Here is a 24,166-nt window from a genome sequence, read left to right on the forward strand (position 1 = left end):
ATGCAACCCGCCCACCTCACCCTGATCGGCAAGCCCGGCTGCCACCTGTGTGACGACGCCCGCGACGTCGTCGAAAGCGTCGTCGGCAAGCTCGCCGACGACCCGTCGGCACCCCCCGTGGTGCTCGACGAGCGTTCCATCCTCGACGACCCCGATCTCCACGCTCGGTTCGTCGAGGACATCCCCGTGCTCCTCATCAACGGGACCGTCCACAACTACTGGCGCATCGACCCGGTGCGTCTTCGCACCGCACTCCTGGAGCTCGCATGACCATTCGCCACATCGTCAGCTGGCAGCTGGCCGCCACCGATCCCGCCGAGAAGGCCGAGAGCGTGCGCACCATCAGCACGGCGTTGCACTCCCTCGTCGGCGTGGTCGACGACATCCGCTCGCTGCATGTCGGCACGGATGTGGTCGGTGGCGGCAACTGGGACATCGCGCTGGTCGCCGACTTCGACGACGTCGACGCTGTGGGTCGGTACCAGGTGCACCCGGCGCACCAGGAGGTCGCTGCCCTCGTCCGCTCGCTCGTCTCCGCGCGCGCCAGCGTCGACTTCGAGGTCTGACGCGAGCCGCACCCCGCCCCATGAGTGCGGGCTAACTGCCGCCTCCCGATGAGGCGCACGGCGGAAAGTCCGCACCGGCGGAGACGCCCCGTTCGCCGGTGCAGCCTACCTGCCGCCTCGCGGATCGAAGGGCGGCAGGTACCCCGCACCGGCGGGGGACCCGGAGCAGCTAGGGGAGCAGCTAGGGGAGCAGTCGCGTCGGGCCCCGGAAGAGGTAGGTGACCTCGCGGATCGACGCCTGGTGCAGCATGAGCATCAGCACGCGGGCGAGGCCCATGCCGAAACCGCCATGCGTCGGCGCGCCATAGCGGAAGAAGTCGAGGTAGAAGCCGAGCTCCTCCGGCTCGAGCCCCTTCTCGGTGGCCTGCTCGATGAGCACGTCGACGCGGTGCTCGCGCTGGGCGCCGGTCGAGATCTCGGTGCCATTGAAGATGAGGTCGTAGCTCTTCGTGAGGCCCGGCTCTCCCTCGTGACGCATGTGGTAGAACGGGCGGATGCTCGACGCATAGTCCGTGAGGAACACGAACTCGTGGTCGTAGGTCTCCTTGACGTACGCCGCGATCTGGCGCTCGCCCTCCGGGTCCATGTCGTCGTCGTCGCGCGGCACCTCGTAGCCGCGCTGCTTGACGATCTCCTTGGCCTCGGCCAGCGGGATGCGCGGGAACGGCGTGGTCGGAACGGTGATCTCGACGTCGAACAGCGCTGTGATCTCGTCGCCGTGCTTGGCCTTGACGGCGGAGAAGCCGGCCACGAGCAGTTCCTCATGCAGCTTCATGACGTCTTCGTGGCTGTCGATCCAGCTGATCTCCGCGTCGATGCTGGTGAACTCCGTGGCGTGCCGGCTGGTGAACGACGGGTCGGCGCGGAACGCGGGCGCGATCTCGAAGACCTTGCCGAGCCCGGCTGACTGCGCCATCTGCTTGAAGAACTGCGGGCTCTGCGCCAGGTAGGCCTTGGTGTCGAAGTAGTCCACCTCGAACAGCTCGGCCCGCGACTCGCTCGCACTCGCCATGAGCTTGGGCGTGTGGATCTCGATGAAGTCGCGCTCCACCCAGTAGGTGCGAAGGGCGTGCTCGAAGGTGGTCTGGATGCGGAAGATCAGGTTCTGCTTCGGGTTCCTGAGGTCGAGGAAGCGCCAGTCCATCCGCTTGTCGAGGCTCGAGTCCGCGGCGATCGGGGTCTCGGCGATCGCGTGGCTCTTCACCTCGACCGACGCCAGCTTGATCTCGATCCCGCCGAGCTTCACGCGCTCGTCGTGCTTCAGGTCGCCGGTGACGGTGATGAAGCTGCCCTGCGACAGTGCGGAGATCGTGGTGGCCGGCTCGTCGGCGACGACCACGCCGTCGGCATCCGTGGTGCGCGGGTTGACCAGCTGCACGGCGCCGGACTCGTCGCGCAGCACCACGAACTGCACCTTCTTCTGGTCGCGCACGGTGTCGACCCAGCCCGACACCGAAACGGGGCCGTCGTCTTGCGCGGAAAGGTCCTTGATGAGTACGCGAGAAGTCACACGCGCCAGTTTAGCGGCAGGGCCGTGCGGCCGCCCGGCGGCCGGGCGTTCGGCTAATTCATAGGCACCGCCTCCGTAGACTGGATGCCGTGGTAGCAAGCCAGGTGCATCTCGTGCGTCACGGCGAGGTTTTCAACCCCGAACGTGTGCTGTACGGCAGGCTGCCCGGATTCGGCCTTTCCGATCTCGGCGTGCAGATGGCCCGCGCGGCCGCCGACGACCTCGTCGAGCGCCAGCGCCACGTCGCCCGCGTGATCTCGTCGCCGCTGCAGCGCACCCAGGAGTCGGCCGAGCCGATCGCCGCCGCCTTCGACCTGCCCATCGACGTCGACGATCGCCTCATCGAACCCACCAACCGCTTCGAGGGCCGGCGGATGCGCGGCGCCGGCGGTGCGCTGCGCGACGTGCGCAGCTGGCCGGTGATGGTGAACCCCATTCAGCCGAGCTGGGGCGAGCCGTTCCGCAGCATCTCCTCGCGCATGCTCAGCGCCATCACCGACGCCTACCGTTCCGTCGACGACGGGGACGTGGTGCTGGTCAGCCACCAGCTGCCGATCTGGATGGTGCACCGCACGCTGGCGCGCACCTCCCTTCCGCACGACCCGCGCAAGCGCCGCTGCGGCCTCTCGAGCATCACGACGCTCGCCTGGCAGGGCGACCGGTTCGTGGAGATCGGCTACGCGAACCCGGCTGCCGAGCTGCAGGCCGGCGCGAGCGACGTGGGGGCGGTATGAGGCTCCACCGCCTGGCGCTCGTCGTCGCGGGCGTGGTCACCGCCGCCACGCTGGCCTTGACCGGATGCTCGTCCGACCCCCTCGCCGAGCAGTACCGGGCGGGAACCAACAAGGGCTACATCGCGGGCGACGGCAGCGTCACCGAGATCCCGGCCGCCAAGCGCGGTGAACCCGTCGAGTTCAGCGGCACGACAGCGAGCGGTGACACCGTCACCTCCCACGAGCTGGCGGGCACGGTCGTCGTCCTCAACTTCTGGTACGCCGGCTGCGCCCCCTGCCGGGCCGAGGCCCCCGACCTCGCGAAGCTGAGCGAGGAGTTCGACGGGAAGGGCGCCCAGTTCCTGGGGGTCAACGTGCGCGACCAGGCGGCCAGCGTCACCGCGTTCAACGCGAGCTACGACATCCGCTACCCGTCGGTGCTCGACGTCAACGACGGCAGCATGCAGCAGGCGTTCAGCGGCACCATCCCCCCGAACGCCGTGCCGACCACGCTGGTGCTCGACGGCTCCGGGCGGGTGGCGGCGCGCATCCTCGGCGAGCTGGAGGCCCCCTCGATCCTGGAGACCCTCATCCGCGACACGATCGCCGAGGCCGGCTGAGCGTGGGTAACCCGTTCGGCGAGATCGTCTTCAGCGGCCAGCTCCTCCTGGCGATCCCCGTGGCCATCCTCGCGGGGCTCGTCTCGTTCGCGTCGCCGTGCATCCTTCCCCTGGTCCCCGGCTACCTCGCCTACATCGGCGGCTTCACCGACGGTCGCAGCCGCGCACGCCGCGGCGACACCCGGGGGAGGCGCCGCCTCCTGGCCGGTGTGGCCCTGTTCATCCTCGGGTTCACCCTGGTCTTCGTGCTCACGGGCGTGGTGTTCGGGTTCGCCGGGTTCTGGCTCAACCAGTACCGCGACGTCATCACCCGGCTCGCCGGTGTCGTCGTCATCCTGATGGGGCTGGTCTTCGTCGGCCAGATCCGTTTCGCGCAGCGCACGGTGAAGAGCGGATGGCGCCCCCGCATGGGCCTGGCCGGCGCGCCCGTGCTCGGCGCCGTCTTCGCCGTCGGCTGGACGCCCTGCACGGGGCCCACGCTCACCGCCATCAACTCACTCAGCCTGAGTGCCGGCTCGCCGGGCCAGGGCGCCCTGCTCGCCGTGTTCTACGCGCTCGGGCTCGGCATCCCGTTCCTGCTGATCGCCCTCGGGCTCAGCTGGGCGACCGGGGCCGTCACATTTCTCAAACGGCATATCCGCGCCATCAACCTACTCGGAGGGACCCTCCTCATTGTCATCGGTGTGCTCATGGTGAGCGGCGTGTGGAACAACTGGCTGCTGGCGTTGCAAGGGGTGATCGGCGGATATGTCCCGGCCATCTGACCACTACGACTCGAGGCCGCCCGCCGCCGAAGACCTCCTGAACCAGCCCCGCCTCGGCGTCATGGGCTGGCTCCGCTGGACCTGGCGGCAGCTCACGAGCATGCGCACGGCGCTGTTCCTGCTCCTGATGCTCGCGATCGCCGCCGTGCCCGGGTCGCTGGTGCCCCAGCGCAGTTCCGACCCGAACGGCGTCACCCAGTACTTCGCCAACAACCCCGACCTCGCGCCGATCCTCGACAAGGTGCAGGCCTTCGACGTCTACTCCTCCGCCTGGTTCTCGGCCATCTACCTGCTGCTGTTCGTCTCGCTCATCGGCTGCATCATCCCGCGCACCCGGCACCACCTGCAGGCCCTGCGCGCCCGGCCCCCGAAGACGCCCGCCCGGCTCTCGCGGCTGGCCGGCTTCACCGAGCGCGAGGCGACAACGGATGCCCCGGCCGCCATCGACGAGGCCGCCCGGCTGCTGAAGGGCAGCGGCTACCGCACCGCCCGCTACGACGACGCCACCGTCCCCGGCCGCCGCGAATACTCCGTCTCCGCCGAGCGGGGCTACCTGCGCGAGACCGGCAACCTCGTCTTCCACTCGGCGCTCGTGGGGATTCTCGTCACCGTGGGCTTCGGCAGCGGGTTCGGGTTCAGCGGCCAGCGCGTGCTGGTCGAGGGCCAGACGTTCGTCAACACGATCAGCGCCTTCGACTCGTTCAACCCGGGCCGGTTCTTCAGCGACACGAGCCTCAACCCCTACAAGCTCACCCTGAAGGACTTCTCGGCCACCTACGAGTCGAAGAACATCCACGCCTACGGGCAGCCCATCGACTACACCGCCGACGTGGCCGTGACCCCCAAGGGTTCCCCGGCGCGAGACGCCCAGGTGAAGGTCAACGCGCCGCTCCGCACGGGCGGCACCGACGTCTACCTCCTCGGCAACGGCTACGCCCCCACCATCACCGTGAAAGACCCGAGCGGGAAGGTCGTCTTCACCGACTCCATCCCGTTCCTTCCCCAGGATGCGAACCTCACCTCCCTCGGCATCGTCAAGGTCCCCGACGGGCTGGCCAAGCAGATCGGCATGGTCGGCTTCTTCTACCCGACGCAGGCCGTGGGCCAGAGCGGCGCGTTCTACTCGGTGTACCCCGACCTCGAGCTGCCGGTGCTGACGCTGCAGGTCTACGCGGGCGACCTTGGCCTTGACAAGGGTGTCCCGACATCCGTGTACGCACTCGACGTCGACAAGCTCACCCAGATCGCCGGCGGCAAAAGCGGTGTGAAGTCGTTGGAGCTGAAGCCCGGCCAGACCGAGCAGTTGCCGAACGGCCTGGGTTCGGTCACATTCGAGAACGCCAGCCCCAACGCCGCACCGGGTGACTACTCGAACTCCGTGCTCCGGTTCGCGTCGTTCGACATCCACCACGACCCCACAGGTGGATGGGTGCTGTTCTTCGCGGTGCTGGTGCTGCTGGGCCTGCTCACCTCGCTGTTCGTTCCCCGCCGCCGGGTGTGGGTCAAGGCCACCGAGCAGGAGGACGGCTCCGTGCGCCTCGAGTACGCCGGCCTCGCCCGCGGTGAGGACCCAGCGCTCGAAGCGGCCGTCACCGCGCTCGCCGACCGGCACGGCGCCCTGCTGCCCGCCCCCACCGTCCCCGCCGATCAGACTTAGGCTTGTCACGTGAACCCCAACGATCTCTCCATCCTCAGCCTGTACTCGGCCATGGTCGTGTACGCCCTGGCGTTCATCGCCTTCGCGATGGACCTGGCCCGCCGGTCGTCGGCGGTGAAGGCGAGCACCGAGGCTGAGCCAACGGATGCCGTGCTGGTCGGCGCGAGCGTCGCGGCGGCGGGGGCCGGGGGTTCCGCCGGCGGCGCACCGTCCCGCCCGAACCGGCTCAGCCAGCGCCTGGCCAACGACGCCGCCATGCCATACGGCCGCTCGGCGAGCCTCCGCGTGGGGGTGTCGCTCACCGTGCTGGCCTGGGTGCTGCACCTCTTCGCCGACGTGATGCGCGGCGTCGCCGCCGGCCGGGTGCCCTGGGCGAACATGTACGAATTCGCCATGACCGGCACCCTGATCATCATGACGGTCTTCCTCGTCGTGCTCACGCGGGTCGACCTGCGCTTCCTCGGCACCTTCGTCACCGGCCTGATCCTGGTGCTGCTCGGCATCGCGACCCTCAAGTACTACGTGGTCGTGTCGCCGCTGCCGCCGGCGCTGCAATCGGTGTGGCTCGTCATCCACGTCTTCGTCGCCACCCTCGGCACCGGGTTCTTCGCGCTCGGCTTCGCCCTCTCGGTGTCGCAACTGCTCCAGGCGCGACGCGAGGCCCGGCCCGCCGCCATCGCGACCGAAGGCCCGCTGCGGCTGCTGGCGACCCTGCCGTCGTCGTTCACGCTGGAGAACCTCGCCTACCGGGTCAGCATCATCGGGTTCATCCTGTGGACCTTCACCCTCATGGCCGGCTCCATCTGGGCCGAGAAGGCGTGGGGCCGGTACTGGGGCTGGGACACCAAGGAAGTCTGGACCTTCATCATCTGGGTCATCTACGCCGGGTACATCCACGCCCGGGCCACCCGCGGCTGGCGCGGCTCCCGCTCGGCGTGGCTCGCCATCATCGGCTTCGCGGCCGTGCTGTTCAACTTCGGCATCGTCAACGTCTTCTTCAAGGGCCTGCACGCCTACTCCGGGCTCTGATCCCGACCCTCGCCGCCCAAACGGTCGGTTCCGGTCGAGACCCACCGGCGCGCCCGGCGGTTTCGCCGCAGGCGTCGGTCTCGGCGGTGGGCCGCGCGTCAGCCGGCGAGCACGGCGTAGGTACGGGCCAGGCGCGCCAGCCACCAGTCGCGCCGGCCGGCGGATGCCGCGTGGCGCTCAAGCAGGCCGCCGTCGACCTCGACGCGACGCACCGGGATCGACCCGTCCCAGGGCACCAGCGGGTCCCCGGTCACGTCCGCCGCCAGGAGCGACGCCGTCCCCAGTCCGCAGTCGAACTCGAGGCCGGGCACGGCGGCGGCCAGGTGGGCGCCCATCGCGATGCCCACGGACGTGTCGAGGGCGCTGGAGATCACCACCGGCAGTCCTGCCTCGGCGACGATCGACAACGCCTGGCGGATGCCGCCGAGCGGCTGCGCCTTGATCACCAGCAGGTCGGCGGCCCCGGCCCGCGCCACGGCCAGCGGATCGCTCGCCTTGCGCACGCTCTCGTCAGCGGCGATGGGGATGTCGAGATACCTGCCGGTGCGCTCCCGCAGCTCGGCGAGCTCGCCCACCGTGGCACACGGCTGCTCCGCGTACTCCAGATCGAACGGGGCCAGGGCGTTGAGGGCGTGTTCGGCCTCGTCGACGTTCCACAGCCCGTTCGCGTCGACCCGCACGCGCCCCTCCGGCCCGAGCGCCTCGCGCACGGCGGCAACGCGCGCCACGTCGTCGGCCAGGTGCTGGCCGGGGTCGGCGACCTTCACCTTCGCGGTGCGGCAGCCCGGGAACCGCTCAAGCACCCCGGCGACAGCGGATGCGGGCACGGCGGGCACGGTGGCGTTCACCCGCACCGACGACCGCAGCAGGCCAGGCGGCTGCTCCCAGCCGAACTCGACGGCGGCGCGCAGCCAGTTGGCGGACTCGGCGTCGTCGTACTCCACGAACGGCGAGAACTCGCTCCAGCCCTCGGGCCCGCGAAGCAGCAGCGCCTCGCGGGTGTCGATGCCGCGGAACCGGGTGCGCATCGGGAGGGAGACGACGCGGGCAGCGTCCAGCAAGTCGGCCAGGGGAGGGAGCATCGGGCGCGGCTCAGAGCAGGTCGGGGATGGCGATGCCGCCGCCCGATGCCTCGTTGTCGCTCTGGCCGAGGTCGGAGGTTCCGCTCGGGGTGGGATTGACGATGGAGATGGGAATGCCGGGCGTGATGAGGATGAAGGCGTCCTGCCCGAGCCCCTCGCCGTTCTGTACCTGCAGCCAGTGCGACCCGCTCCCGCGCAGCGCGTGGTCGACAGTGTCCCGCACGGATTCCATGCTGGTGTCGGGGATGGAGTAGATCCGGCCCTGGTAGTGCACCTCGACGCGCTTCATCAGAGCTCCGTCGTGTTGCCGTTGGGCTTGGGCTCGGGCACGAGCTGCAGGCCGCCGGCGGAGTTGGCACTCACCATGAGGGATTCGATCCAGTCCCGGTTGAGCTTCGGTGCGCGGCCGCCGAAGTACTTGAAGGCGAGCGGGATTCCCGGGTTCAACCAGATGGTGCTGCGGCCGTCGCCGACCGCCGGGTCGTCCTGCCAGCTGAAGTAGAACGACTCGCCCCGGCGCAGCTTCGCGCCGATGACCATCTGGATGTGCGCGAGTACGCGATCGTCGAAATCCGCGGTCATCGTGGAGTCGTAGGTGAGCTTTCCCATGGACCCTCCTCGTCGTTACGGTTCCGAGACTACCGTGATGAGGCTCAGTCCCTCAGGTAATTCTGCAGGCAGGGAACGTTGAGCAGTCCGAGGGCCCGTTTCTCGAGCTGCCGTACGCGCTCCCGAGTGACGCCCTCGACGAGGGCGATCTGGTCGAGGGTCTGCGGTTCCGCGCCGTCGAGGCCGAACCGCGCCTGGAGGATCGAGCGCTCCCGGGGCGGCAGGGCCTCGAGGTAGAACGTGATGTCGGCGCTCCGCATGGTGATGGTGGCGTACTCGTCGGGTTGCGGCATGTCGTCGTCCACGATCAGCTCGCTGATGTCGCCCAGCCCGTCGCCCACGGGCGTGTGCAGCGACACCGGCTCGTTGTCGTAGCGCAGCAGCTTGTTCACGTCCTTCAACGGCACCTGCGACGCATCTGCGATCTCCTGCGCCGTGGGCTCCCGGTCGAGCACCCCGGTCAGGTCGCGCCGGATGCGCTTGATCTTGTTGAGCTTCTCGACGGTGTGCACCGGAATGCGGATCATCCGCGACTTGTCCGCCATGCCACGGTGGATGGCCTGCCGGATCCACCAGGTGGCGTAGGTGGAGAACTTGTAGCCGGTCGTGAAGTCGTATTTCTCGACGGCACGCAGGAGGCCGATATTGCCGTCCTGCACGAGGTCCATGATCGGCACCCCGCGACCGGAGTAGTGCTTGGCGATGCTCACGACGAGACGGAGGTTGGCCTCCACGAACCGGTTCTTGGCCCGCTCTCCCTCGTGGGCGAGCGTCGAGAGCTCCCGGCGGAGTTCGGGGTCGTCGACCCCCTGCAGCAGCTTCGCACCGGCGAACAAGCCCACCTCGATGCGTTTGGCCAGGTCCACTTCGCCTTCCGCGCTGAGGAGCGGCCCCTTCCCGATCTGCCGAAGGTAATCCCCGAAGGTGTCGGTCGCCCGGCTGTAGGTCGCCCGCTCCTGAACCACTGCGCTCATCTCGAACCTCCCCGATGTGGTTGAGGTTCCAGTACACGCCACCGCACACCCCCCGTTCAAGGGGTTGACTTATCCTCATCACGCCGATACCGCTGACGAGCGGTTGCGGCCGGGAGGTCAGGGGCGGGAGCGGCCCCGGGACAGGCGCAGGATGCGCCCATCGCGCACGTCGCCCGCCTCGGCGAGATCGGCCTTGACGATCTGCTGCCGATCCCGCGTCTCGAGCCGCAGGTTCTCCTCCGCACGGATGCCGCCCTGGAGCTCGCGGCCCCGTTCCAGCTCGGAGTCGAACTCGGCGCCGAACAGCAGGGCGAGGTTGGCGATCCACAACCAGAGCAGGAAGACGATGACGCCGCCCAGGGAGCCATAGGTGCGGTCGTAGTTGGCGAAATTGCTGACATAGAAGCCGAAACCGAGGGTGGCCACCCCCAGCACGAGGACGGCGAGGATCGAGCCCAGGCTCACCCAGCGGAAGTGCGGCTGCCTGACGTTCGGAGTGGCGTAGTAGAGCACGGCGACCATGAGGATCACCGCGGCGGCCAGCACCGGCCATTTGGCGATGGACCAGATGAGGAGCGAGGTCTCGCCGAGGCCCACGACGTTGCCGATCGCCTGGGCGATGGGGCCGGAGATGATCAGGATCGTGGCGATGACGATCACGAGCACCATCGCGGTGATGGTGACAAGCAGCTGGACGGGCCGCAGCACCCACACCGGCCGGCCCTCGCGCGTCTCGTAGATGCGGTTCATGGCCCGTCCGAAGGCGCCCACGTACCCCGACGCCGACCAGAGGGCGCCCAGGATGCCGATGACGAGCGTGAAACCGGTGGCCGGCGACTCGGTGAACTGCTGCACGGTGTCGCGGAGGATACCCACCGTGTCGCCCGGCGCGAGCTGCTCGACGACGCGGAGCAGGGCATCCGTTGTCTGCTGCGCCTGCCCCACGATGCCGAGCAGCGACACGAGCGCGAGCAGGCCGGGGAACAGCGACAGCACCATGTAGTAGGTGAGCGTCGCGGCGAGGTCGGTGCAGGAGTCGCGGCCGAACTCGTGCAGTGTCTGGCGGAGGATGTAGTGCCAGGTGGGGGCGTGCAGCTTGGTCGGGCTGGAGGGCTTGCGCCGCGTCGGATCGGCCGCGGTGCCGGGCGGTGGCCCGGTCTGCCCGGTGTCTTTGAGCGAGCGGATGCCCGCCGTCACGACAGCGACGACCGGCACTGCGGCGACGATGCCCCGCAGAACCGGCCGATGCCTGCGTGCCATGGCCTAGACGGCGCCTCCGGTCGATGCGGTCGACGTGTCGCCAGAGCCGCTGGTGTCTTCGTGGGCGGTGTCGTCGCCGGCGCTGGACACGGCCTCGGTCGCGTGGCCGAGCGCGCTGGAAACCTTGCTCTGCGCGGCTCCGGCCGTCTCCTTCGCGAGTGTTCCGGCCTGCGACACGGTCTTCTGCACGGCGGGGCTCTCCCAGAGGTCGCTCGCCTGCGACTTGATGCGCTCGTAGGCCTGGCGTCCGGCCTTCGACCCGAGCACGTAGCCCGTTGCCAAACCGGTGGCAAAGAGAATCTTTCCCTTCACGGGATACCTCCTGTGTGTTGTGGGTGAGCTCGTTGTACCCGACCATATGCCCCTCCCGAGGCGCGCAAAAGGGGTCTAGCGTGGGGCCAAAGGCAGCCATCGAGAAGGAAGGACTCCAATATGAGTGGAACCGACAAGATGAAGCACGAAGCTGAAGAAGCAATCGGCAAGGGAAAGGAAGCCATGGGCGACGCCACGGACGACCGGGACCTGAAGGCGGAGGGCAAGGGCGACCAGGCCAAGGCCAACCTCAAGCAGGCCGGTGACGACGTGAAAGACGCCTTCAGCTGATCCAACCCCGAGAAAGGAAGCCCCGTCGGCATTGCCGGCGGGGCTTCCCGCGTTTTCCCCGCACGTAGGCTGGAGTCATGACTCAGAAGGTTTCCGACCTCTTCGATCCGGCCAGCTGGCGTGACGTCGACGGTTTCGAGGGCCTCTCCGACATCACGTACCACCACGACGTCGAGGGCCGGGTCGCCCGCATCGCCTTCAACCGCCCCGAGGTGAGGAATGCCTTCCGTCCGCACACCGTCGACGAGCTGTACGCGGCGCTGGAGAACGCCCGGGTGAATCCGCGCATCGGTGTCGTGCTCCTCACCGGGAACGGCCCGAGCCCGAAGGACGGCGGCTGGGCGTTCTGCTCGGGAGGCGACCAGCGCATCCGTGGCCGAGACGGCTACAAGTACGCCGAGGGCGAGAGCGCCACGGGCATCGACGCGGCGCGGAACGGCCGCCTGCACATCCTCGAGGTGCAGCGTCTCATCCGCTTCATGCCCAAGGTCGTCATCGCGGTCGTGCCCGGGTGGGCGGCCGGCGGCGGCCACTCGCTGCACGTGGTGTGCGATCTCAGCATCGCCAGCCGCGAGCACGGCAGGTTCAAGCAGACGGATGCCGATGTCGGCTCGTTCGACGCCGGCTACGGCAGCGCCTACTTCGCCCGGCAGGTCGGCCAGAAGGCCGCCCGGGAGGTGTTCTTCCTCGCCCGGGAGTACTCGGCGGACCGCGCCTACGCGATGGGCGCCGTGAATGCCGTCGTGCCGCACGCCGAGCTGGAGGCCACGGCGCTGGACTGGGCGCGGGAGATCCTGACCAAGTCGCCCACCGCCATCCGCATGCTGAAGTTCGCATTCAACGCCGTCGATGACGGCCTCGTGGGCCAGCAGGTCTTCGCCGGGGAGGCCACGCGACTCGCCTACGGCACCGACGAGGCGGTCGAGGGCCGCGACGCGTTCCTTGAGAAGCGCGAGCCCGACTGGGCCCCCTACCCCTGGCAGTTCTGATGCCTCCCCACACCGCGAGTCGTGGCTTGTGGTCGTTCTGCACGCGTTGTAGCGAGCACACCTACGGTTTCGCGGGGGGAGTGCGGGGGATGCCGGAGGTGGCGCGGTGACGCGGGCGCTGCGGGTGGTGCCCGCGGAGGACGCGGGCGCGCTGGCGGCGGCGCTGCGGGATGCGCTGGCCGGTGACGGGCCGGCGATCCTTCCGGTGCCGGGGCGGGAGGCCTCGCGCCCGGTGCCGGCGGAGGTGCCCCGTGCCGTCGCGGTCGTCATCGAGACGTCGGGGTCGACGGATGCGCCGAAGCGCGTCATGCTGTCGACCGACGCGCTCCTGGCCAGCGCCGCCGGAAGCAACGCTGCCCTCGGCGGCCCGGGGCAGTGGCTGCTCGCCCTCCCCGGCCACTACATCGCCGGCGTGCAGGTGCTCGTGCGCTCCATCGCGGCCGGAACGACGCCGGTGATCATGCCGCCCGGGCACTTCGACCCCGCGGCCTTCGCGCCCGCCGCCGAGAAGCTCGCCGAGCCGGTGCGCTACACGTCGCTTGTTCCCGTGCAGCTCGCCCGGCTCGTCGATGCGGCCGCCGATGACGCCCGCCTCCGTCGGGCGCTGCGCCGCTTCGACGCCATCCTCGTCGGCGGCCAGGCGCTCGAGCCCGAGCTCCTCGCGCAGGCCGAGCGGCTCGACCTGCGCGTGGTGCGCACCTACGGCTCCTCAGAGACGGCCGGCGGCTGCGTCTACGACGGTGTGCCCATCGGCAACGCCGCCGTGCGCGCGCGGCCGGTGGATGGCGTCGACCAGCTCGAGATCTCCGGCAGCATGCTGGCACTCGGCTACCTCGGCGACGACGACCGCACCGACTCGCGCTTCATCGACGAGCACGGTGAGCGCTGGTACCGCACGGGCGACCTGGGCGAGGTCGACGGCAGCGGCCACGTGCGCGTGCTCGGCCGCGCCGACAACGTCATCATCTCCGGGGGCGAGAAGGTCTCGCTCGACGCGGTTGAGCGCGTGGTGCGCTCGCTGCCGGGACTCGCCGCAGCCGTGGTGGTCCCCGCGGACGACCCGGTCTGGGGGCAGGTGCCCGTCGTCGTGGTCGACGAAGGGGAGGGGCGGCCGGCGCTCGCCGCGGTGCGCGCGGCCGTCGCATCCGTTCTCGGGGCCCCGGCCCGACCCGCCCGCATCGTCAGCGTGCAGCGGATGCCGATGCTCGCGTCGGGCAAGCCCGACCGGCGGGCGCTGCGCCGGCTGGGCGCCGGCTCCTGACGACCGGCCGCTAACATGTCCCTGTGGCACAGGGAGCACGGCCGGCACGGCCGAAACAGCAGCGGCAGACCTCCTCCGGCAGCAGCGCGCGGTCGGGCAATCCGGCGAAGCGTTACGGCGGCGTCGCGGGCCCGGTGCGTCCCGCGACCGTGGCGGACTGGATCGGCGGAGCGCGGCTCCGCACCCTTCCCCTCGCCGTCGCCCCGGTCCTCCTCGGCACCGGCGCGGCGGTCGTCGCGAGCAGCAACGGCGCCTTCCACTGGGTGCGGGCACTGCTGGCGCTCGCCGTGGCCGTGTGCCTGCAGGTCGGCGTGAACTACGCCAACGACTACTCCGACGGCATCCGCGGCACCGACGCCCACCGCGTGGGCCCCAGCCGCCTGACCGGCTCTGGTCGGGCCAAGCCGCGGCACGTGCTCGTCGTAGCACTCGCCTTCTTCGCCCTCGCGGCCGTGGCCGGACTGGTGCTCGTGGTGGTGACGCAGCTCTGGTGGCTGCTCCTGGTAGGCGCCGCGGCGATCGTGGCCGCCTGGTTCTACACCGGCGGCAAGCGACCCTACGGATACCTGGGCCTCGGCGAGGTGTTCGTGTTCGTGTTCTTCGGGCTCGTGGCCACGGCGGGAACCACGCTGGTGCAGGTCGGCTGGGTCAACACCGAGAGCTGGCTGTCGGGTGTCGCCATCGGCCTCATGGCGTGCGCCGTGCTGATGGTGAACAACCTGCGTGACCTCGCACCCGACAAGGCGGCCGGCAAGCGCACTCTCGCGGTGCGCATCGGCGACCGGGCCTCCCGCGCGGTGTTCTGCGTGTTCCTTCTGCTGCCGTTCGTGATCGCCGGTTTCTTCGCCGTGCTCTACCCGGCGGCGCTGCTGACGCTCTTCGTGCTGCTGCTGGCGCTCCCCGCCTGCCTGATCACGGTCACGGCGGGCTCGTCACGGGAGCTCGTGCTTGCGCTGAAACTCACCAGCTTCGCGGCGCTCGCTTTCGGTCTGCTGCTCGGCGCCGCCTTCGCCCTCTGACAGCGGGGTCGCGGGAGTCGTTTCGTCGATCGCGGCGTCTTCGACGTCGGCGTCCGACGGCGCGGGCGTCGACGGCTCGTGGCGTGCCCGGTACACGGTGTCGGCCATCCGTGCCCGCGGGGTGCGCAGGAAGATGTACGACAGGCACAGCCCGATGATCGCCGCGATGATCGTCGCCACGATGGGGCCGACGCCGGTGACCAGGAGAATCACCAGCGGCACCGCGAACAGCAGCAAGCGGATGACCGAGTACGACAGCCACGCCGGAACAGACTTCATGCGTCAAGTCTAGGTCGCCGCCCCGCCCGCAGACGCCGGTCCGGTCCCGTCCGCACACGCCACGTTCACAGGCGGCGCGCGTAGAATCAGGTCATGGCCCGGGTCTGGTTCCTCCTCGCATTGGTGGTCATCGTCCTGACCGTCTACACACTGGTCGAGTGCGCGCTCATCGACCGGAACCGCATCCGTGCGCTGCCCCGCTGGGCCTGGCTCATCGTGATCATCGTGGTGCCCGTCATCGGCCCGGCCATGTGGGTGCTGCTCGGCCGCGGCGGCCGCCGTGATTCCGGTGCGCGGCCCGCGCGATCGTCCGCTCCCGACGACGACCCGGAGTTCCTGCGCCGGCTCGAACGCGAGAAGACCCAGCAGGAGCGCATCCGCAAACTCGAGCGTGAGCTGGCCGACCTCGACGAACCCGGGCCGACCGACGGCACGGGAACGGCGGGCACCACGGGCGCGCCGCCGAAGAAGACCGAACCGGGCGACGGCGACGTACCGGACCGCCGGGATGCCTGAGGGACCCACAGGCAGCCCCGCCACTGACTTCAGCGTGGCCCTGCTGCGCGCCTTCGTGAGGCACGGGGTGCGCCACCTCGTGCTCTCGCCCGGCTCCCGGTCGCAGGCGCTGGCCCTGGTCGCCGCCGAACTCGAACGCCTCGGCGAACTGCAGCTGCACGTGCGCGTCGACGAACGCGGCGCGGGATTCCTCGCGCTCGGCCTCGCCGTGGAGTCCGGCGCACCGACCCTGGTCGCGACCACCTCCGGCACGGCGGTGGCGAACCTGCATCCGGCCGTGCTCGAGGCCCACCACTCCGGGGTGCCCCTGGTGCTGCTGACCGCCGACCGGCCGGAGGAGCTCCGCGGCATCCGCTCGAACCAGACCACCGCCCAGCCCGGGATCTTCGGCGCCGCCACGCGGTTGAGCGTCGACGTGCCGGCGCCGAGCGACGACGATGACGCCGCGTCCGCCGTGTCGCTCGCCGGGCTGGCGATGCAGGCCGCCACCGGCGCGGCCGACCGCGACCCGGGCCCCGTGCAGCTGAACCTCGCCTTCCGCGAACCGCTGTCGGCCCACGTGAGGCTGGAGCCTGCGGCGGCGGCGCCGGCCGAGACGCCGGCGGTGGACCTGCCCGAGGACGGCGTGCTGTCCTCCCTCACCCTCGAGCCCGGCCCGCGCACGGTCGTGGTCGCGGGGGCCGGCGCGGGAGAGGACGCGGAGGAGCTCGCGCGCGCGGCAGGCTGGCCGCTGCTGGCCGAGGTGACCAGCGGCGCGCGCTTCGGGCCCAACCTTATCGCCGGCTACCGCGAGCTGCTGCAGGAGCCCGACTGGGGCGGCCGCATCGAGCGCGTCGTCGTGTTCGGGCACCCGACCCTCAGCCGCGAGGTGCCGGCGCTCATCCAGCGAGCGGATGTCGAGACCATCGTCGTGTCGCCGGCCGGCCTCGAGTGGTACAACCCCGGCCACGCCGCCCAGCAGTTCGCGCGGGCGGTCAGCGCGTCGCCGGCATCCGTTGCCGAAGCCGGCAGCCGCGAGGCGCGGGAATGGCTCGGGCGCTGGGTGGTCGCCGGGCGGCAGCTGCGCGACGCTCTCGACGCCTCGGAGCAGCCGCCGGATGTCGAGGCGGCCCGGTCGAAGGACTACCGGGTGCGCGGCGGTTTCGCAAAGGCGGAGCTCGCCGCCCTGCGAACGCCCGTCACGCGGGGGATGCTCGTCGACCAGGTGTGGCGCGCCAGCTGGCCCCACGACCGGCTCGTCTTCGGGGCCTCCCGCCTGATCCGCGAGGCGGACCGGCGGGTGCCGGGCAAGAAGATGCGCGTGCACGCGAACCGCGGCCTTGCCGGCATCGACGGCACCGTGGCCACGGCGCTCGGCATCGCGCTGGCCAGCCAGGGCGGTGACGACCCGGCATCCACGGGCGTCACCCGCCTGCTGCTGGGGGACCTCGCGCTGCTGCACGACGCCGGGTCGCTGCTGTTGCCCGCCGGCGAGGAACGACCTCGGCTGCAGGTGATCGTGGGCAACGACGGCGGCGGCACCATCTTCGACTCGCTCGAGGTCGCGGGCACGGCGCCGGCCGCCGCCATGGATCGGGTGCTGTTCACGCCGCAGGCCGTCGACCTCGCCGCGCTCGCCGCCGCCTACGGCTGGGAGTACACGCGGGCGGCCACCCGCAGCGAGCTCGAACGCGCCCTCACGGCACCGCACCCCGGCCTCTCCATCGTCGAGGTTCCGCTCGCCCGCGACTGAGCCGCCCGCCCCACGCGCTCGCCCCTGCCCGAGCCGTGTGCAGGAGCGCGCTCGGTGTGGCGCAGCGCCGCCGCGTGTTTCCGTGGCGCCGGCTGCCCGCGCCCGGCGCGCCTCCTGAAAACGGACCGGTGCGAACTGCGTGGTCCGGGAGCAGAATGGCCGGGAACGGAGGGCACAACGTGGGCAAGCACGATGCGAAGTGGAAGGCGAAGGAGGCCCGGCAGGCGTTGCGCGTCGGCGAGGGCTTCGACCTCTCCGCCGTCGACCCCGCCTCCACCCCGGGTTTCGGCGGCAAGAAGGAGGACGGCGAGCGGGCGCTGGCACGGGATGCGCAGCACCTCTCCGACCTGCAGGAGATGTTCTTCGCCGGGAGCCGGCACGGCGACACCCGCACGGTGCTGCTCGTGCTGCAGGGCATGGACACGTCGGGCAAGGGCGGGGTGGTGCGGCACGTCGTGGGCGCCATCGACCCGCAGGGCGTCGAGCTCACGGCGTTCAAGGCGCCCACCAAGGCCGAGCTGTCGCACGGCTTCCTCTGGCGCGTGCGGGGGCGCCTGCCCGGCGCCGGCATGATCGGCGTCTTCGACCGCTCGCACTACGAAGACGTGCTCATCGGCCGCGTGCAGCAGTTGGCGCCCGCCGACGAGATCGAGCACCGTTACGACCTGATCAACGACTTCGAACGCGATGTCGCGGGCGATGACACCACGATCATCAAGGTGATGCTGCACATCAGCAAGGAGGAGCAGCGCGAGCGGCTCCGGAAGCGGCTGGATCGGCCGGACAAGTACTGGAAGTTCGACCCCGGCGACATCGACCAGCGGATGCGCTGGGACGACTACCTCGAGGCGTACCAGGCGGCCCTCACCCGCACCTCGACCGAGCACGCGCCGTGGTTCGTCGTGCCCGCCGATCACAAGTGGTACGCCCGGCTGGCCGTGCAGCACCTGCTCCTCCACGCGCTGTCGGGCATGGACCTGGCGTGGCCGCCGGCCGACTTCGACATCGAAACCCAGAAGCAGCGGCTCGCCGACAGCTAGCACTGCACGGAAAGGCACCCATGCCAGGACAGACCGTCGCCAGCCCTCCCTCGAAGCTCAGGCAGGCCATCACCGGTCCGCTGCTCTACCTCTTCATCCTGGGCGACGTCCTCGGCGCCGGCATCTACGCGCTCATGGGCGTGCTCTCCGCCGAGGTGGGCGGCGCCCTGTGGGCGCCCCTGCTCCTGGCGCTGCTGCTGGCGCTCTTGACCGCCGGCTCCTATGCGGAACTGGTCACCAAGTATCCGAAGGCCGGCGGGGCCGCCGTGTTCGCCGAGCGGGCCTTCCGGCGGCCGATGCTGTCGTTCCTGGTGGGGTTCAGCATGCTCGCGGCCGGCGTCACAAGCGCCGCCGGGCTCTCGCTCGCGTTCGCCGGCGAATACCTGTCCACTTTCCTCGACGTCCCCCGGGTGCCGGCCGCGATCGTCTTCCTGGCGCTCGTGGCCTGCCTTAATGCACGCGGCATCAGCGAATCGCTGAAGAGCAACGTGGTGATGACCGTCATCGAGGTCTCCGGGCTCGTGATCGTCGTCGTATCCGTCGCGCTCATGCTCGGCGGGGGCGGCGGAGACGTCAGCCGCGTCGGCGAGTTCCGCGACGGGGTGTCACCGGCTGTCGCCACGCTCGGCGCGGCCATCATCGCCTACTACTCGTTCGTCGGATTCGAGACGTCGGCCAACGTCGCCGAAGAAGTGCGGGACCCGAGCCGGGTGTACCCGCGCGCCCTGTTCGGTGCGCTCCTCACCGCCGGTGTCGTCTACGTGCTCGTCGGGGTCGCCAGTTCGATCGCCCTTCCGCCCGACGACCTGGAGGCGTCGACCGGCCCCCTCCTGGCCGTGGTGTCGGCCAGCGGCGTGGTGGTGCCGGACTGGCTGTTCAGCCTGATCGCGCTGATCGCCGTCGCCAACGGCGCCCTTCTCACCATGATCATGTCGAGTCGCCTTGCGTTCGGCATGGCCGAGCACGACCTGCTCCCGTCGGCGCTCGGCAGTGTGCTGTCCAACCGGCGCACCCCGTGGGCGGCCATCGTGGCGACGACGCTCGTCGCCATGATCCTGACCCTGATCGGCGACCTGGGCCTGCTCGCATCGACGGTCGTCCTCCTGCTGCTATTCGTGTTCATCAGCACGAACGTGGCCGTGCTGGTGCTGCGTCGGGACAAAGTCGAGCACGACCACTTCCGCGTCTGGACGATCGTCCCGGTGCTGGGCGTGGCATCCTGCGTTCTGCTGCTCACCCAGCAGCCGGGCGAGGTCTGGCTCTACGGCATCCTGCTGCTCGCCGTGGGCGTGGTGCTGCACCTCGTGGCGAAGCTCACCCGTCGCCGGGCCGCGTCGCGTGCCGGCAAGCGCGACGACGAGACGGCCTAGCCGAAGGCCTCGACGACCGGGCGGAACTTCATGCGCGTCTCGGCGAGCTCCCGCTCGGGGTCGGAATCGAGCACGATCCCGCAGCCGGCATAGGCGGTGATGTCCCCGTCGGGGCCGAGCTGCGCACAGCGCAACGCGATCGCCCACTCGCCGTCGCCGTCCGCACCGACCCAGCCGACCGGGCCGGCGTACCGGCCGCGGTCGAACGGCTCCAGCTCGCGGATGAGCGCGAGGGCCCGATCGGTGGGCGTGCCGGCGACCGCGGCCGTGGGGTGCAGCGCGGCGATGAGGTCGAGCGACGTGGAGCCGTCGCTCAGCGTGCCCTCCAGGTCGGTCGCGAGGTGCCAGAGGTTCGGCAGCTTCACCGTGAACGGCACCTCGCTCGCCGTGATGTGCGAGGTGTGCGGCCGGAGCGACGCCAGCACGCTCTGGACCGCGAACTCGTGCTCGTCGCCGTCTTTCGCCGACGTGGCCAAGGTGAGGGCGGCCTCGGTGTCGGCGTGGGCGTCGAGGCCACGGGAGATGGTGCCGGCCAGCACCCGCGCGTTCACCTCGCCGTGGTCGGCGCGGATCAGCGTCTCGGGGCTGGAGCCGATGAGGCCGTCCACCGCGTAGGTCCAGCAGTCCGGGTAGCCGAGGGCGAGGTCGCGCACCAGCCGTCGCCGGTCCGACTCGGCCGGCAGGTGACCGACGAGGTCGCGGGCGAGCACGACCTTGCTCACGTCCTGCCTGGCGATGTGATCCACCGCCTGCGCGACGGCGTCCCGGTACCCGCCCGGCGACAGCGCGCCGGGTAGCAGGGAGATCCGGTACTCGGTGCCGAGGGGCCGCAGGGCGAGCGGGATGTCGGGCGGCGTCTCACCGGTGGGCCAGATGCGCGTCACCCAGCACTGCCCGTTCTCCCGGCCGACGATGACCTGCGGAACGATGAGCACGCTCGGCTCCGCCGACGACGCGTCGAACGCGAAGGCGCCGAACGCGAGGAGGCCCGTGCCGGTGCGCGCGAGCGGATCGGTCACAGTGGATGAGGCGACGACGTCTCGCCAGGCCGCCGCGGCATCCGTCATGCGGGTCTCACCCGAGAACTCCAGCCGCAGGGCGGTGCCGATGCCGGCCAGGCCCTGGTTGCGGCGCATCCAGAGCAGCGGCTCGTGCTGATCGAGAAGCAGAATCAGGTGATGGATGTCGTCGATCGGGGTGGTCTCGGCCGTCAGAGCCAGTGCGTTCACCGGTCAAGCCTATGCCCGCCATCTACACTGGAGGGGTGAACAGAGCCGACCTCAGCAAGCAGCCCGCCGACGTCGCGGCGATGTTCGACGAGGTGTCGACCCACTACGACCGCACGAACGCACTGCTGTCGGTGGGCAACGCTGCGTTGTGGCGCGTCGCGACCACCCGCGCCGTGAACCCGAAGCGGGGCGAACGCATCCTCGATGTGGCCGCGGGCACCGGCACCTCCAGCGCCGCGCTCGCCACCACCGGCGCGCACGTGGTCGCCGCCGACTTCTCCGAGGGCATGATCCGGGTCGGCCGGCAGCGCCAGGCCGGCAACTCGCGCGTCGAGTTCGTGCAGGCGGATGCGACGAAGCTGCCGTTCGGCGACGACGAGTTCGACGCCGTCACAATCTCCTTCGGGCTCCGCAACGTGGTCGAGCCGCAGAAGGCCCTGGCCGAGTTCTACCGGGTGACCAAGCCCGGCGGCCGCGTCGTGATCTGCGAGTTCTCAACCCCGCCGGCCCGCGTCATCCGCAGCGCCTACTTCGCATACCTGCACCACGTCATGCCCGCCGTGGTCAAGCTCGCCTCCTCCAATGCCGAGGCCTACGACTACCTGGGCGAATCCATCGCCGCCTGGCCCGACCAGAAGGCCCTCGCCGGCTGGCTGCGCGAGGCCGGCTATGCGCACGTCGCCTACCGCAATCTCACCTTCGGGATCGTCGCCCTGCACCGGGGTGTGAAGGGCCACACAGCCGCGCAGGATTAAGCGGCTGTCGCCGCTCCCCGGGTTGGTTAGGCTGGCAGGGTGAAACCGAGCGCGCCCGTGGTCCGTCGCAGCACGTCCATGACCTCCCAGCTCGGCCTGACCGACCGTATCTTCTCGACCGCGTCCGACCGGGGCCTGGCAGCCGACATCGACAAGGCACTGGACCAGGTCGAGGCGATGCTCCTGTCGGAGGTCGTCTTCGCCGACGAGATCGCCGACGTGACCGGCCGCTACCTCCTCGACGCGGGCGGCAAGCGGGTGCGCCCCATGCTCGCGCTGCTCACGGCCCACCTCGGCAGCGGCGACGTCACCGACGTCGTGACCGCCGCCACGGCCATTGAAATCACGCACCTCGCATCCCTCTACCACGACGACGTCATGGACGACGCGGACCGCCGCCGCGGGGTGCCCAGCGCCCAGACCGTGTGGGGAAACTCGGTGGCCATCCTCACCGGCGACCTGCTCTTCGCGCGGGCCAGCCAGCTCATGGCGCGGCTCGGCGAGGGCGCAATCCGGCTGCAGGCCGACACCTTCGAACGGCTCGTGCTCGGGCAGCTGCACGAGACGGTGGGGCCCCGTGCCGGCGAAGACCCGGTGACGCACTACATCCAGGTGCTCGCCGACAAGACCGGCTCCCTGATCGCCTCGGCCGCGCAGGCCGGGGTCATCTTCTCCGACGCTCCTCCGGAACTCGAGGGTCCCGTGGTGGAGTTCGGCGAGAAGATCGGCATTGCCTTCCAGCTCATCGACGACGTGATCGACCTGTCGCCGCAGCCGGCCGAGACCGGCAAGGTGCCCGGCACCGACCTCCGGGCCGGCGTCGCCACGCTCCCGCTGCTCCGGCTGCGCGAGCTGGCGGCAACGGATTCCGACGCCGCCGGCCTGCTCGACCGCCTGCAGAGCGACGTGCTCGACCGTGCGGGCGAGGCGAACAGCCCCGAGCAGACGTCGGCGGCCGACGCCGCCATCGCGGCCCTGCGCGAGCACCCGGTGACCCGGGCGACCCTCCAGGAGGCGCACCGCTGGGCGGCCGAGGCGGTCGCCGCACTCCAACCGCTGCCGAGCGGATCGGTGAAGAAGGCGTTGACCAGGTTCGCCGAGACCATCGTCGATCGCTCCAGTTAGACCTGTACGTGTCAGAAGGGCTTGTATGACCACGTTGCGCTTGGCCATCATCGGTGCGGGACCTGCCGGAATCTACGCGGCCGACATCCTGCTGAAGGCCGAACGGCACTTCGACGTCTCGATCGACCTGTTCGATCACCTCCCCGCGCCCTACGGGCTCGTGAGGTACGGCGTCGCCCCCGACCACCCGCGCATCAAGGGCATCATCAATGCCCTGCGCGATGTGCTCGACCGCGGGGACATCCGCCTGTTCGGCAACGTGCGTTACGGCACCGACATCACGCTCGACGACCTCAAGCGGCACTACAACGCCGTCATCTTCGCCACCGGCGCCGTGCGCGATGCCGATCTGAAGATTCCCGGCATCGAGCTTGAGGGTTCCTACGGCGCCGCCGAGTTCGTGAGCTGGTTCGACGGGCACCCGGACTTCCCGCGCAGCTGGCCGCTCACGGCGAAGGAGGTGGCGGTGATCGGCAACGGCAACGTGGCACTCGACGTCTCCCGCATCCTCGCCAAGCACGCCGACGACCTGCTGCCCACCGAGATCCCCGACAACGTGTACCAGGGCCTCGCCGAGTCTCCGGTGACCGACGTTCACGTCTTCGGACGGCGGGGACCGACATCCGTCAAGTTCACGCCCCTCGAGCTGCGTGAGCTCGGCGAACTGCGCGACGTGGACATGATCGTCTACGACGAGGACTTCGACTACGACGACGCGGCGCGGGATGCGATCGCGACCAACAAGCAGGTCCTGGTCATCGACAAGGTGCTGAACCAGTGGCGAAAGCGCGAGACCGGGCAGGCGAGCCGGCGACTGCACCTGCACTTCTTCGCCAAGCCGCTCGAGATCGTCGACGACGGCACCGGGCGCGTGGGCGGCATCCGCTGGGAGCGCACCGCCCCCGACGGCGCGGGCGGCGTCGTGGGCACCGGTGAGATCCGCGAGCTGCCGATCCAGGCGGTGTACCGCGCTGTCGGCTACTTCGGTTCGCCCCTGCCGGGCATCCCGTTCGACAAGAAGCGCGGCGTGATCCCGAACCGGGAGGGGCAGGTGCTGCGGAAGGCCGACCCCAGCTCAGGGTCGTCGACCTGGACCGAGCAGATGTACGGCGTCTACGCCACGGGCTGGATCAAGCGCGGACCGGTGGGCCTCATCGGGCACACCAAGTCGGACGCGATGGAGACCGTGCGGCACGTCATCAACGACTCCGGCAACTGGTGGCGCCCAGAGTCGCCGTCGGAGCAGAGCATCGTGGAGCTGCTGGACTCGCGGGGGATCGCCTACACCGACCTCGACGGGTGGCACAATCTCGACCAGCACGAGCTGGCACTGGGCTCGGCGCAGGGCCGCGTGCGGGTGAAAGTGGTTCCCCGCGACGAGATGGTGAACATCTCCCGCGACGAGGCCTGACCCGCTTCTTCGCCTGAATTCGCCCCCCGATCCCCGAACTGGGGGTAGGGGCG

The 24,166-nt window shown here is 70.3% G+C and carries 27 protein-coding genes; 18 read left to right on the forward strand and 9 right to left on the reverse strand.

The genetic code is table 11. The annotated features are described in order from the left end of the window. A complete protein-coding gene (locus tag EEJ31_RS09185; protein ID WP_123046008.1) occupies nt 1-270 on the forward strand; it encodes a glutaredoxin family protein in 270 nt (89 codons plus the stop codon). After that, complete coding sequence (locus tag EEJ31_RS09190; protein ID WP_123046009.1) at nt 267-566, forward strand: Dabb family protein; 300 nt, start codon at nt 267-269, stop codon at nt 564-566. Before EEJ31_RS09185 ends, EEJ31_RS09190 begins: the two co-directional genes overlap by 4 nt. Nucleotides 567-747: 181 nt before the next feature. Here the strand turns inward: EEJ31_RS09190 and aspS are convergent, their stop codons facing one another. After that, a complete protein-coding gene (gene aspS / locus EEJ31_RS09195) occupies nt 748-2,076 on the reverse strand; it encodes an aspartate--tRNA(Asn) ligase (RefSeq protein ID WP_123046010.1) in 1,329 nt (442 codons plus the stop codon). Nucleotides 2,077-2,165: 89 nt separating this feature from the next. On the opposite strand from aspS, the gene EEJ31_RS09200 reads away from it, so the two are divergent. The 5 genes from EEJ31_RS09200 to ccsB are packed head-to-tail and all read left to right on the forward strand — an operon-like array spanning nt 2,166 to nt 6,859. Next, the gene (locus tag EEJ31_RS09200) at nt 2,166-2,810 is read left to right on the forward strand and encodes a histidine phosphatase family protein (protein ID WP_123046011.1); all 645 of its coding nucleotides are present in this window, start codon (nt 2,166-2,168) and stop codon (nt 2,808-2,810) included. Continuing rightward, complete coding sequence (locus EEJ31_RS09205) at nt 2,807-3,409, forward strand: TlpA family protein disulfide reductase (protein ID WP_123046012.1); 603 nt, start codon at nt 2,807-2,809, stop codon at nt 3,407-3,409. Before EEJ31_RS09200 ends, EEJ31_RS09205 begins: the two co-directional genes overlap by 4 nt. Nucleotides 3,410-3,411: 2 nt before the next feature. Beyond that, complete coding sequence (locus EEJ31_RS09210; RefSeq protein ID WP_123046013.1) at nt 3,412-4,173, forward strand: cytochrome c biogenesis CcdA family protein; 762 nt, start codon at nt 3,412-3,414, stop codon at nt 4,171-4,173. After that, entirely contained in the window at nt 4,157-5,830 is a 1,674-nt protein-coding gene (gene resB / locus EEJ31_RS09215; protein ID WP_123046014.1) for a cytochrome c biogenesis protein ResB, read from the forward strand. Before EEJ31_RS09210 ends, resB begins: the two co-directional genes overlap by 17 nt. 51 nt (nt 5,831-5,881) lie before the next feature. Continuing rightward, on the forward strand, nt 5,882-6,859 hold the full coding sequence (gene ccsB, locus EEJ31_RS09220; RefSeq protein WP_123046059.1) for a c-type cytochrome biogenesis protein CcsB: 978 nt from the start codon (nt 5,882-5,884) through the stop codon (nt 6,857-6,859). A 98-nt stretch (nt 6,860-6,957) separates the two neighbouring features. Here the strand turns inward: ccsB and EEJ31_RS09225 are convergent, their stop codons facing one another. From EEJ31_RS09225 to EEJ31_RS09250, 6 genes are all read right to left on the reverse strand, one after another. Next, entirely contained in the window at nt 6,958-7,941 is a 984-nt protein-coding gene (locus EEJ31_RS09225; protein WP_123046015.1) for an o-succinylbenzoate synthase, read from the reverse strand. 10 nt (nt 7,942-7,951) lie between these two features. Further along, on the reverse strand, nt 7,952-8,230 hold the full coding sequence (locus EEJ31_RS09230) for a hypothetical protein (RefSeq protein ID WP_123046016.1): 279 nt from the start codon (nt 8,228-8,230) through the stop codon (nt 7,952-7,954). Next, nucleotides 8,230-8,550, reverse strand: coding sequence for a DUF7882 family protein (locus EEJ31_RS09235; protein WP_123046017.1), 321 nt, complete (start codon nt 8,548-8,550; stop codon nt 8,230-8,232). The genes EEJ31_RS09230 and EEJ31_RS09235 overlap by 1 nt, the downstream gene beginning before the upstream one ends. 44 nt (nt 8,551-8,594) lie before the next feature. Beyond that, on the reverse strand, nt 8,595-9,524 hold the full coding sequence (locus tag EEJ31_RS09240; RefSeq protein ID WP_123046018.1) for a sigma-70 family RNA polymerase sigma factor: 930 nt from the start codon (nt 9,522-9,524) through the stop codon (nt 8,595-8,597). Nucleotides 9,525-9,641: 117 nt separating this feature from the next. Then, nucleotides 9,642-10,784 carry a YihY/virulence factor BrkB family protein gene (locus tag EEJ31_RS09245; RefSeq protein WP_199727317.1) on the reverse strand — a complete coding sequence of 381 codons (1,143 nt, stop codon included), beginning with the start codon at nt 10,782-10,784 and terminating at the stop codon, nt 9,642-9,644. A 3-nt stretch (nt 10,785-10,787) separates the two neighbouring features. Beyond that, nucleotides 10,788-11,096: a hypothetical protein gene (locus EEJ31_RS09250; RefSeq protein ID WP_123046019.1), complete on the reverse strand. Its 309-nt coding sequence runs from the start codon at nt 11,094-11,096 to the stop codon at nt 10,788-10,790. A gap of 120 nt (nt 11,097-11,216) precedes the next feature. Here EEJ31_RS09250 and EEJ31_RS09255 point away from each other — a divergent pair, with 120 nt between their 5' ends. From EEJ31_RS09255 to EEJ31_RS09270, 4 genes are all read left to right on the forward strand, one after another. Beyond that, nucleotides 11,217-11,387, forward strand: coding sequence for a CsbD family protein (locus EEJ31_RS09255; RefSeq protein ID WP_123046020.1), 171 nt, complete (start codon nt 11,217-11,219; stop codon nt 11,385-11,387). Between the two features lie 77 nt (nt 11,388-11,464). Next, on the forward strand, nt 11,465-12,376 hold the full coding sequence (locus EEJ31_RS09260) for a 1,4-dihydroxy-2-naphthoyl-CoA synthase (protein ID WP_123046021.1): 912 nt from the start codon (nt 11,465-11,467) through the stop codon (nt 12,374-12,376). A gap of 106 nt (nt 12,377-12,482) precedes the next feature. After that, a complete protein-coding gene (locus tag EEJ31_RS09265; RefSeq protein WP_233563821.1) occupies nt 12,483-13,637 on the forward strand; it encodes an AMP-binding protein in 1,155 nt (384 codons plus the stop codon). Between the two features lie 23 nt (nt 13,638-13,660). Continuing rightward, a complete protein-coding gene (locus EEJ31_RS09270) occupies nt 13,661-14,656 on the forward strand; it encodes a 1,4-dihydroxy-2-naphthoate polyprenyltransferase (RefSeq protein ID WP_233563822.1) in 996 nt (331 codons plus the stop codon). Here the strand turns inward: EEJ31_RS09270 and EEJ31_RS09275 are convergent. After that, nucleotides 14,570-14,935: a DUF4229 domain-containing protein gene (locus EEJ31_RS09275; RefSeq protein ID WP_123046023.1), complete on the reverse strand. Its 366-nt coding sequence runs from the start codon at nt 14,933-14,935 to the stop codon at nt 14,570-14,572. The genes EEJ31_RS09270 and EEJ31_RS09275 overlap by 87 nt on opposite strands. Before the next feature lie 93 nt (nt 14,936-15,028). Here EEJ31_RS09275 and EEJ31_RS09280 point away from each other — a divergent pair, with 93 nt between their 5' ends. The 4 genes from EEJ31_RS09280 to EEJ31_RS09295 all read left to right on the forward strand — a co-directional run bounded on the left by EEJ31_RS09280 (nt 15,029) and on the right by EEJ31_RS09295 (nt 19,593). Continuing rightward, nucleotides 15,029-15,451: a PLDc N-terminal domain-containing protein gene (locus EEJ31_RS09280; RefSeq protein WP_123046024.1), complete on the forward strand. Its 423-nt coding sequence runs from the start codon at nt 15,029-15,031 to the stop codon at nt 15,449-15,451. Next, complete coding sequence (gene menD / locus EEJ31_RS09285; protein WP_123046025.1) at nt 15,444-17,183, forward strand: 2-succinyl-5-enolpyruvyl-6-hydroxy-3-cyclohexene-1-carboxylic-acid synthase; 1,740 nt, start codon at nt 15,444-15,446, stop codon at nt 17,181-17,183. Before EEJ31_RS09280 ends, menD begins: the two co-directional genes overlap by 8 nt. Nucleotides 17,184-17,338: 155 nt before the next feature. Next, nucleotides 17,339-18,223: a PPK2 family polyphosphate kinase gene (locus EEJ31_RS09290; protein WP_123046026.1), complete on the forward strand. Its 885-nt coding sequence runs from the start codon at nt 17,339-17,341 to the stop codon at nt 18,221-18,223. A 20-nt stretch (nt 18,224-18,243) separates the two neighbouring features. Further along, nucleotides 18,244-19,593 carry an APC family permease gene (locus EEJ31_RS09295; RefSeq protein WP_123046027.1) on the forward strand — a complete coding sequence of 450 codons (1,350 nt, stop codon included), beginning with the start codon at nt 18,244-18,246 and terminating at the stop codon, nt 19,591-19,593. Here EEJ31_RS09295 and EEJ31_RS09300 read toward each other — a convergent pair. Continuing rightward, nucleotides 19,590-20,822 (reverse strand): isochorismate synthase, encoded by a 1,233-nt coding sequence (locus tag EEJ31_RS09300; protein WP_233563823.1) that lies wholly within the window; start codon nt 20,820-20,822, stop codon nt 19,590-19,592. The two genes, EEJ31_RS09295 and EEJ31_RS09300, sit on opposite strands and share 4 nt — an antisense overlap. Before the next feature lie 35 nt (nt 20,823-20,857). Here EEJ31_RS09300 and EEJ31_RS09305 point away from each other — a divergent pair, with 35 nt between their 5' ends. Genes EEJ31_RS09305 through EEJ31_RS09315 form a run of 3 tightly spaced genes read left to right on the forward strand, consistent with a single transcriptional unit; the run spans nt 20,858 to nt 24,113 of the window. Then, nucleotides 20,858-21,577 (forward strand): demethylmenaquinone methyltransferase, encoded by a 720-nt coding sequence (locus EEJ31_RS09305; RefSeq protein ID WP_123046028.1) that lies wholly within the window; start codon nt 20,858-20,860, stop codon nt 21,575-21,577. Between the two features lie 39 nt (nt 21,578-21,616). Beyond that, the gene (locus EEJ31_RS09310; protein ID WP_233563824.1) at nt 21,617-22,702 is read left to right on the forward strand and encodes a polyprenyl synthetase family protein; all 1,086 of its coding nucleotides are present in this window, start codon (nt 21,617-21,619) and stop codon (nt 22,700-22,702) included. Between the two features lie 25 nt (nt 22,703-22,727). Beyond that, nucleotides 22,728-24,113 (forward strand): FAD-dependent oxidoreductase, encoded by a 1,386-nt coding sequence (locus EEJ31_RS09315; RefSeq protein ID WP_123046030.1) that lies wholly within the window; start codon nt 22,728-22,730, stop codon nt 24,111-24,113. The last annotated feature ends 53 nt before the right edge of the window (nt 24,114-24,166 follow it).

The sequence above is a fragment of the Cryobacterium tepidiphilum genome, from assembly GCF_003716325.1.
GTDB classification, from domain to species: domain Bacteria; phylum Actinomycetota; class Actinomycetes; order Actinomycetales; family Microbacteriaceae; genus Cryobacterium; species Cryobacterium tepidiphilum.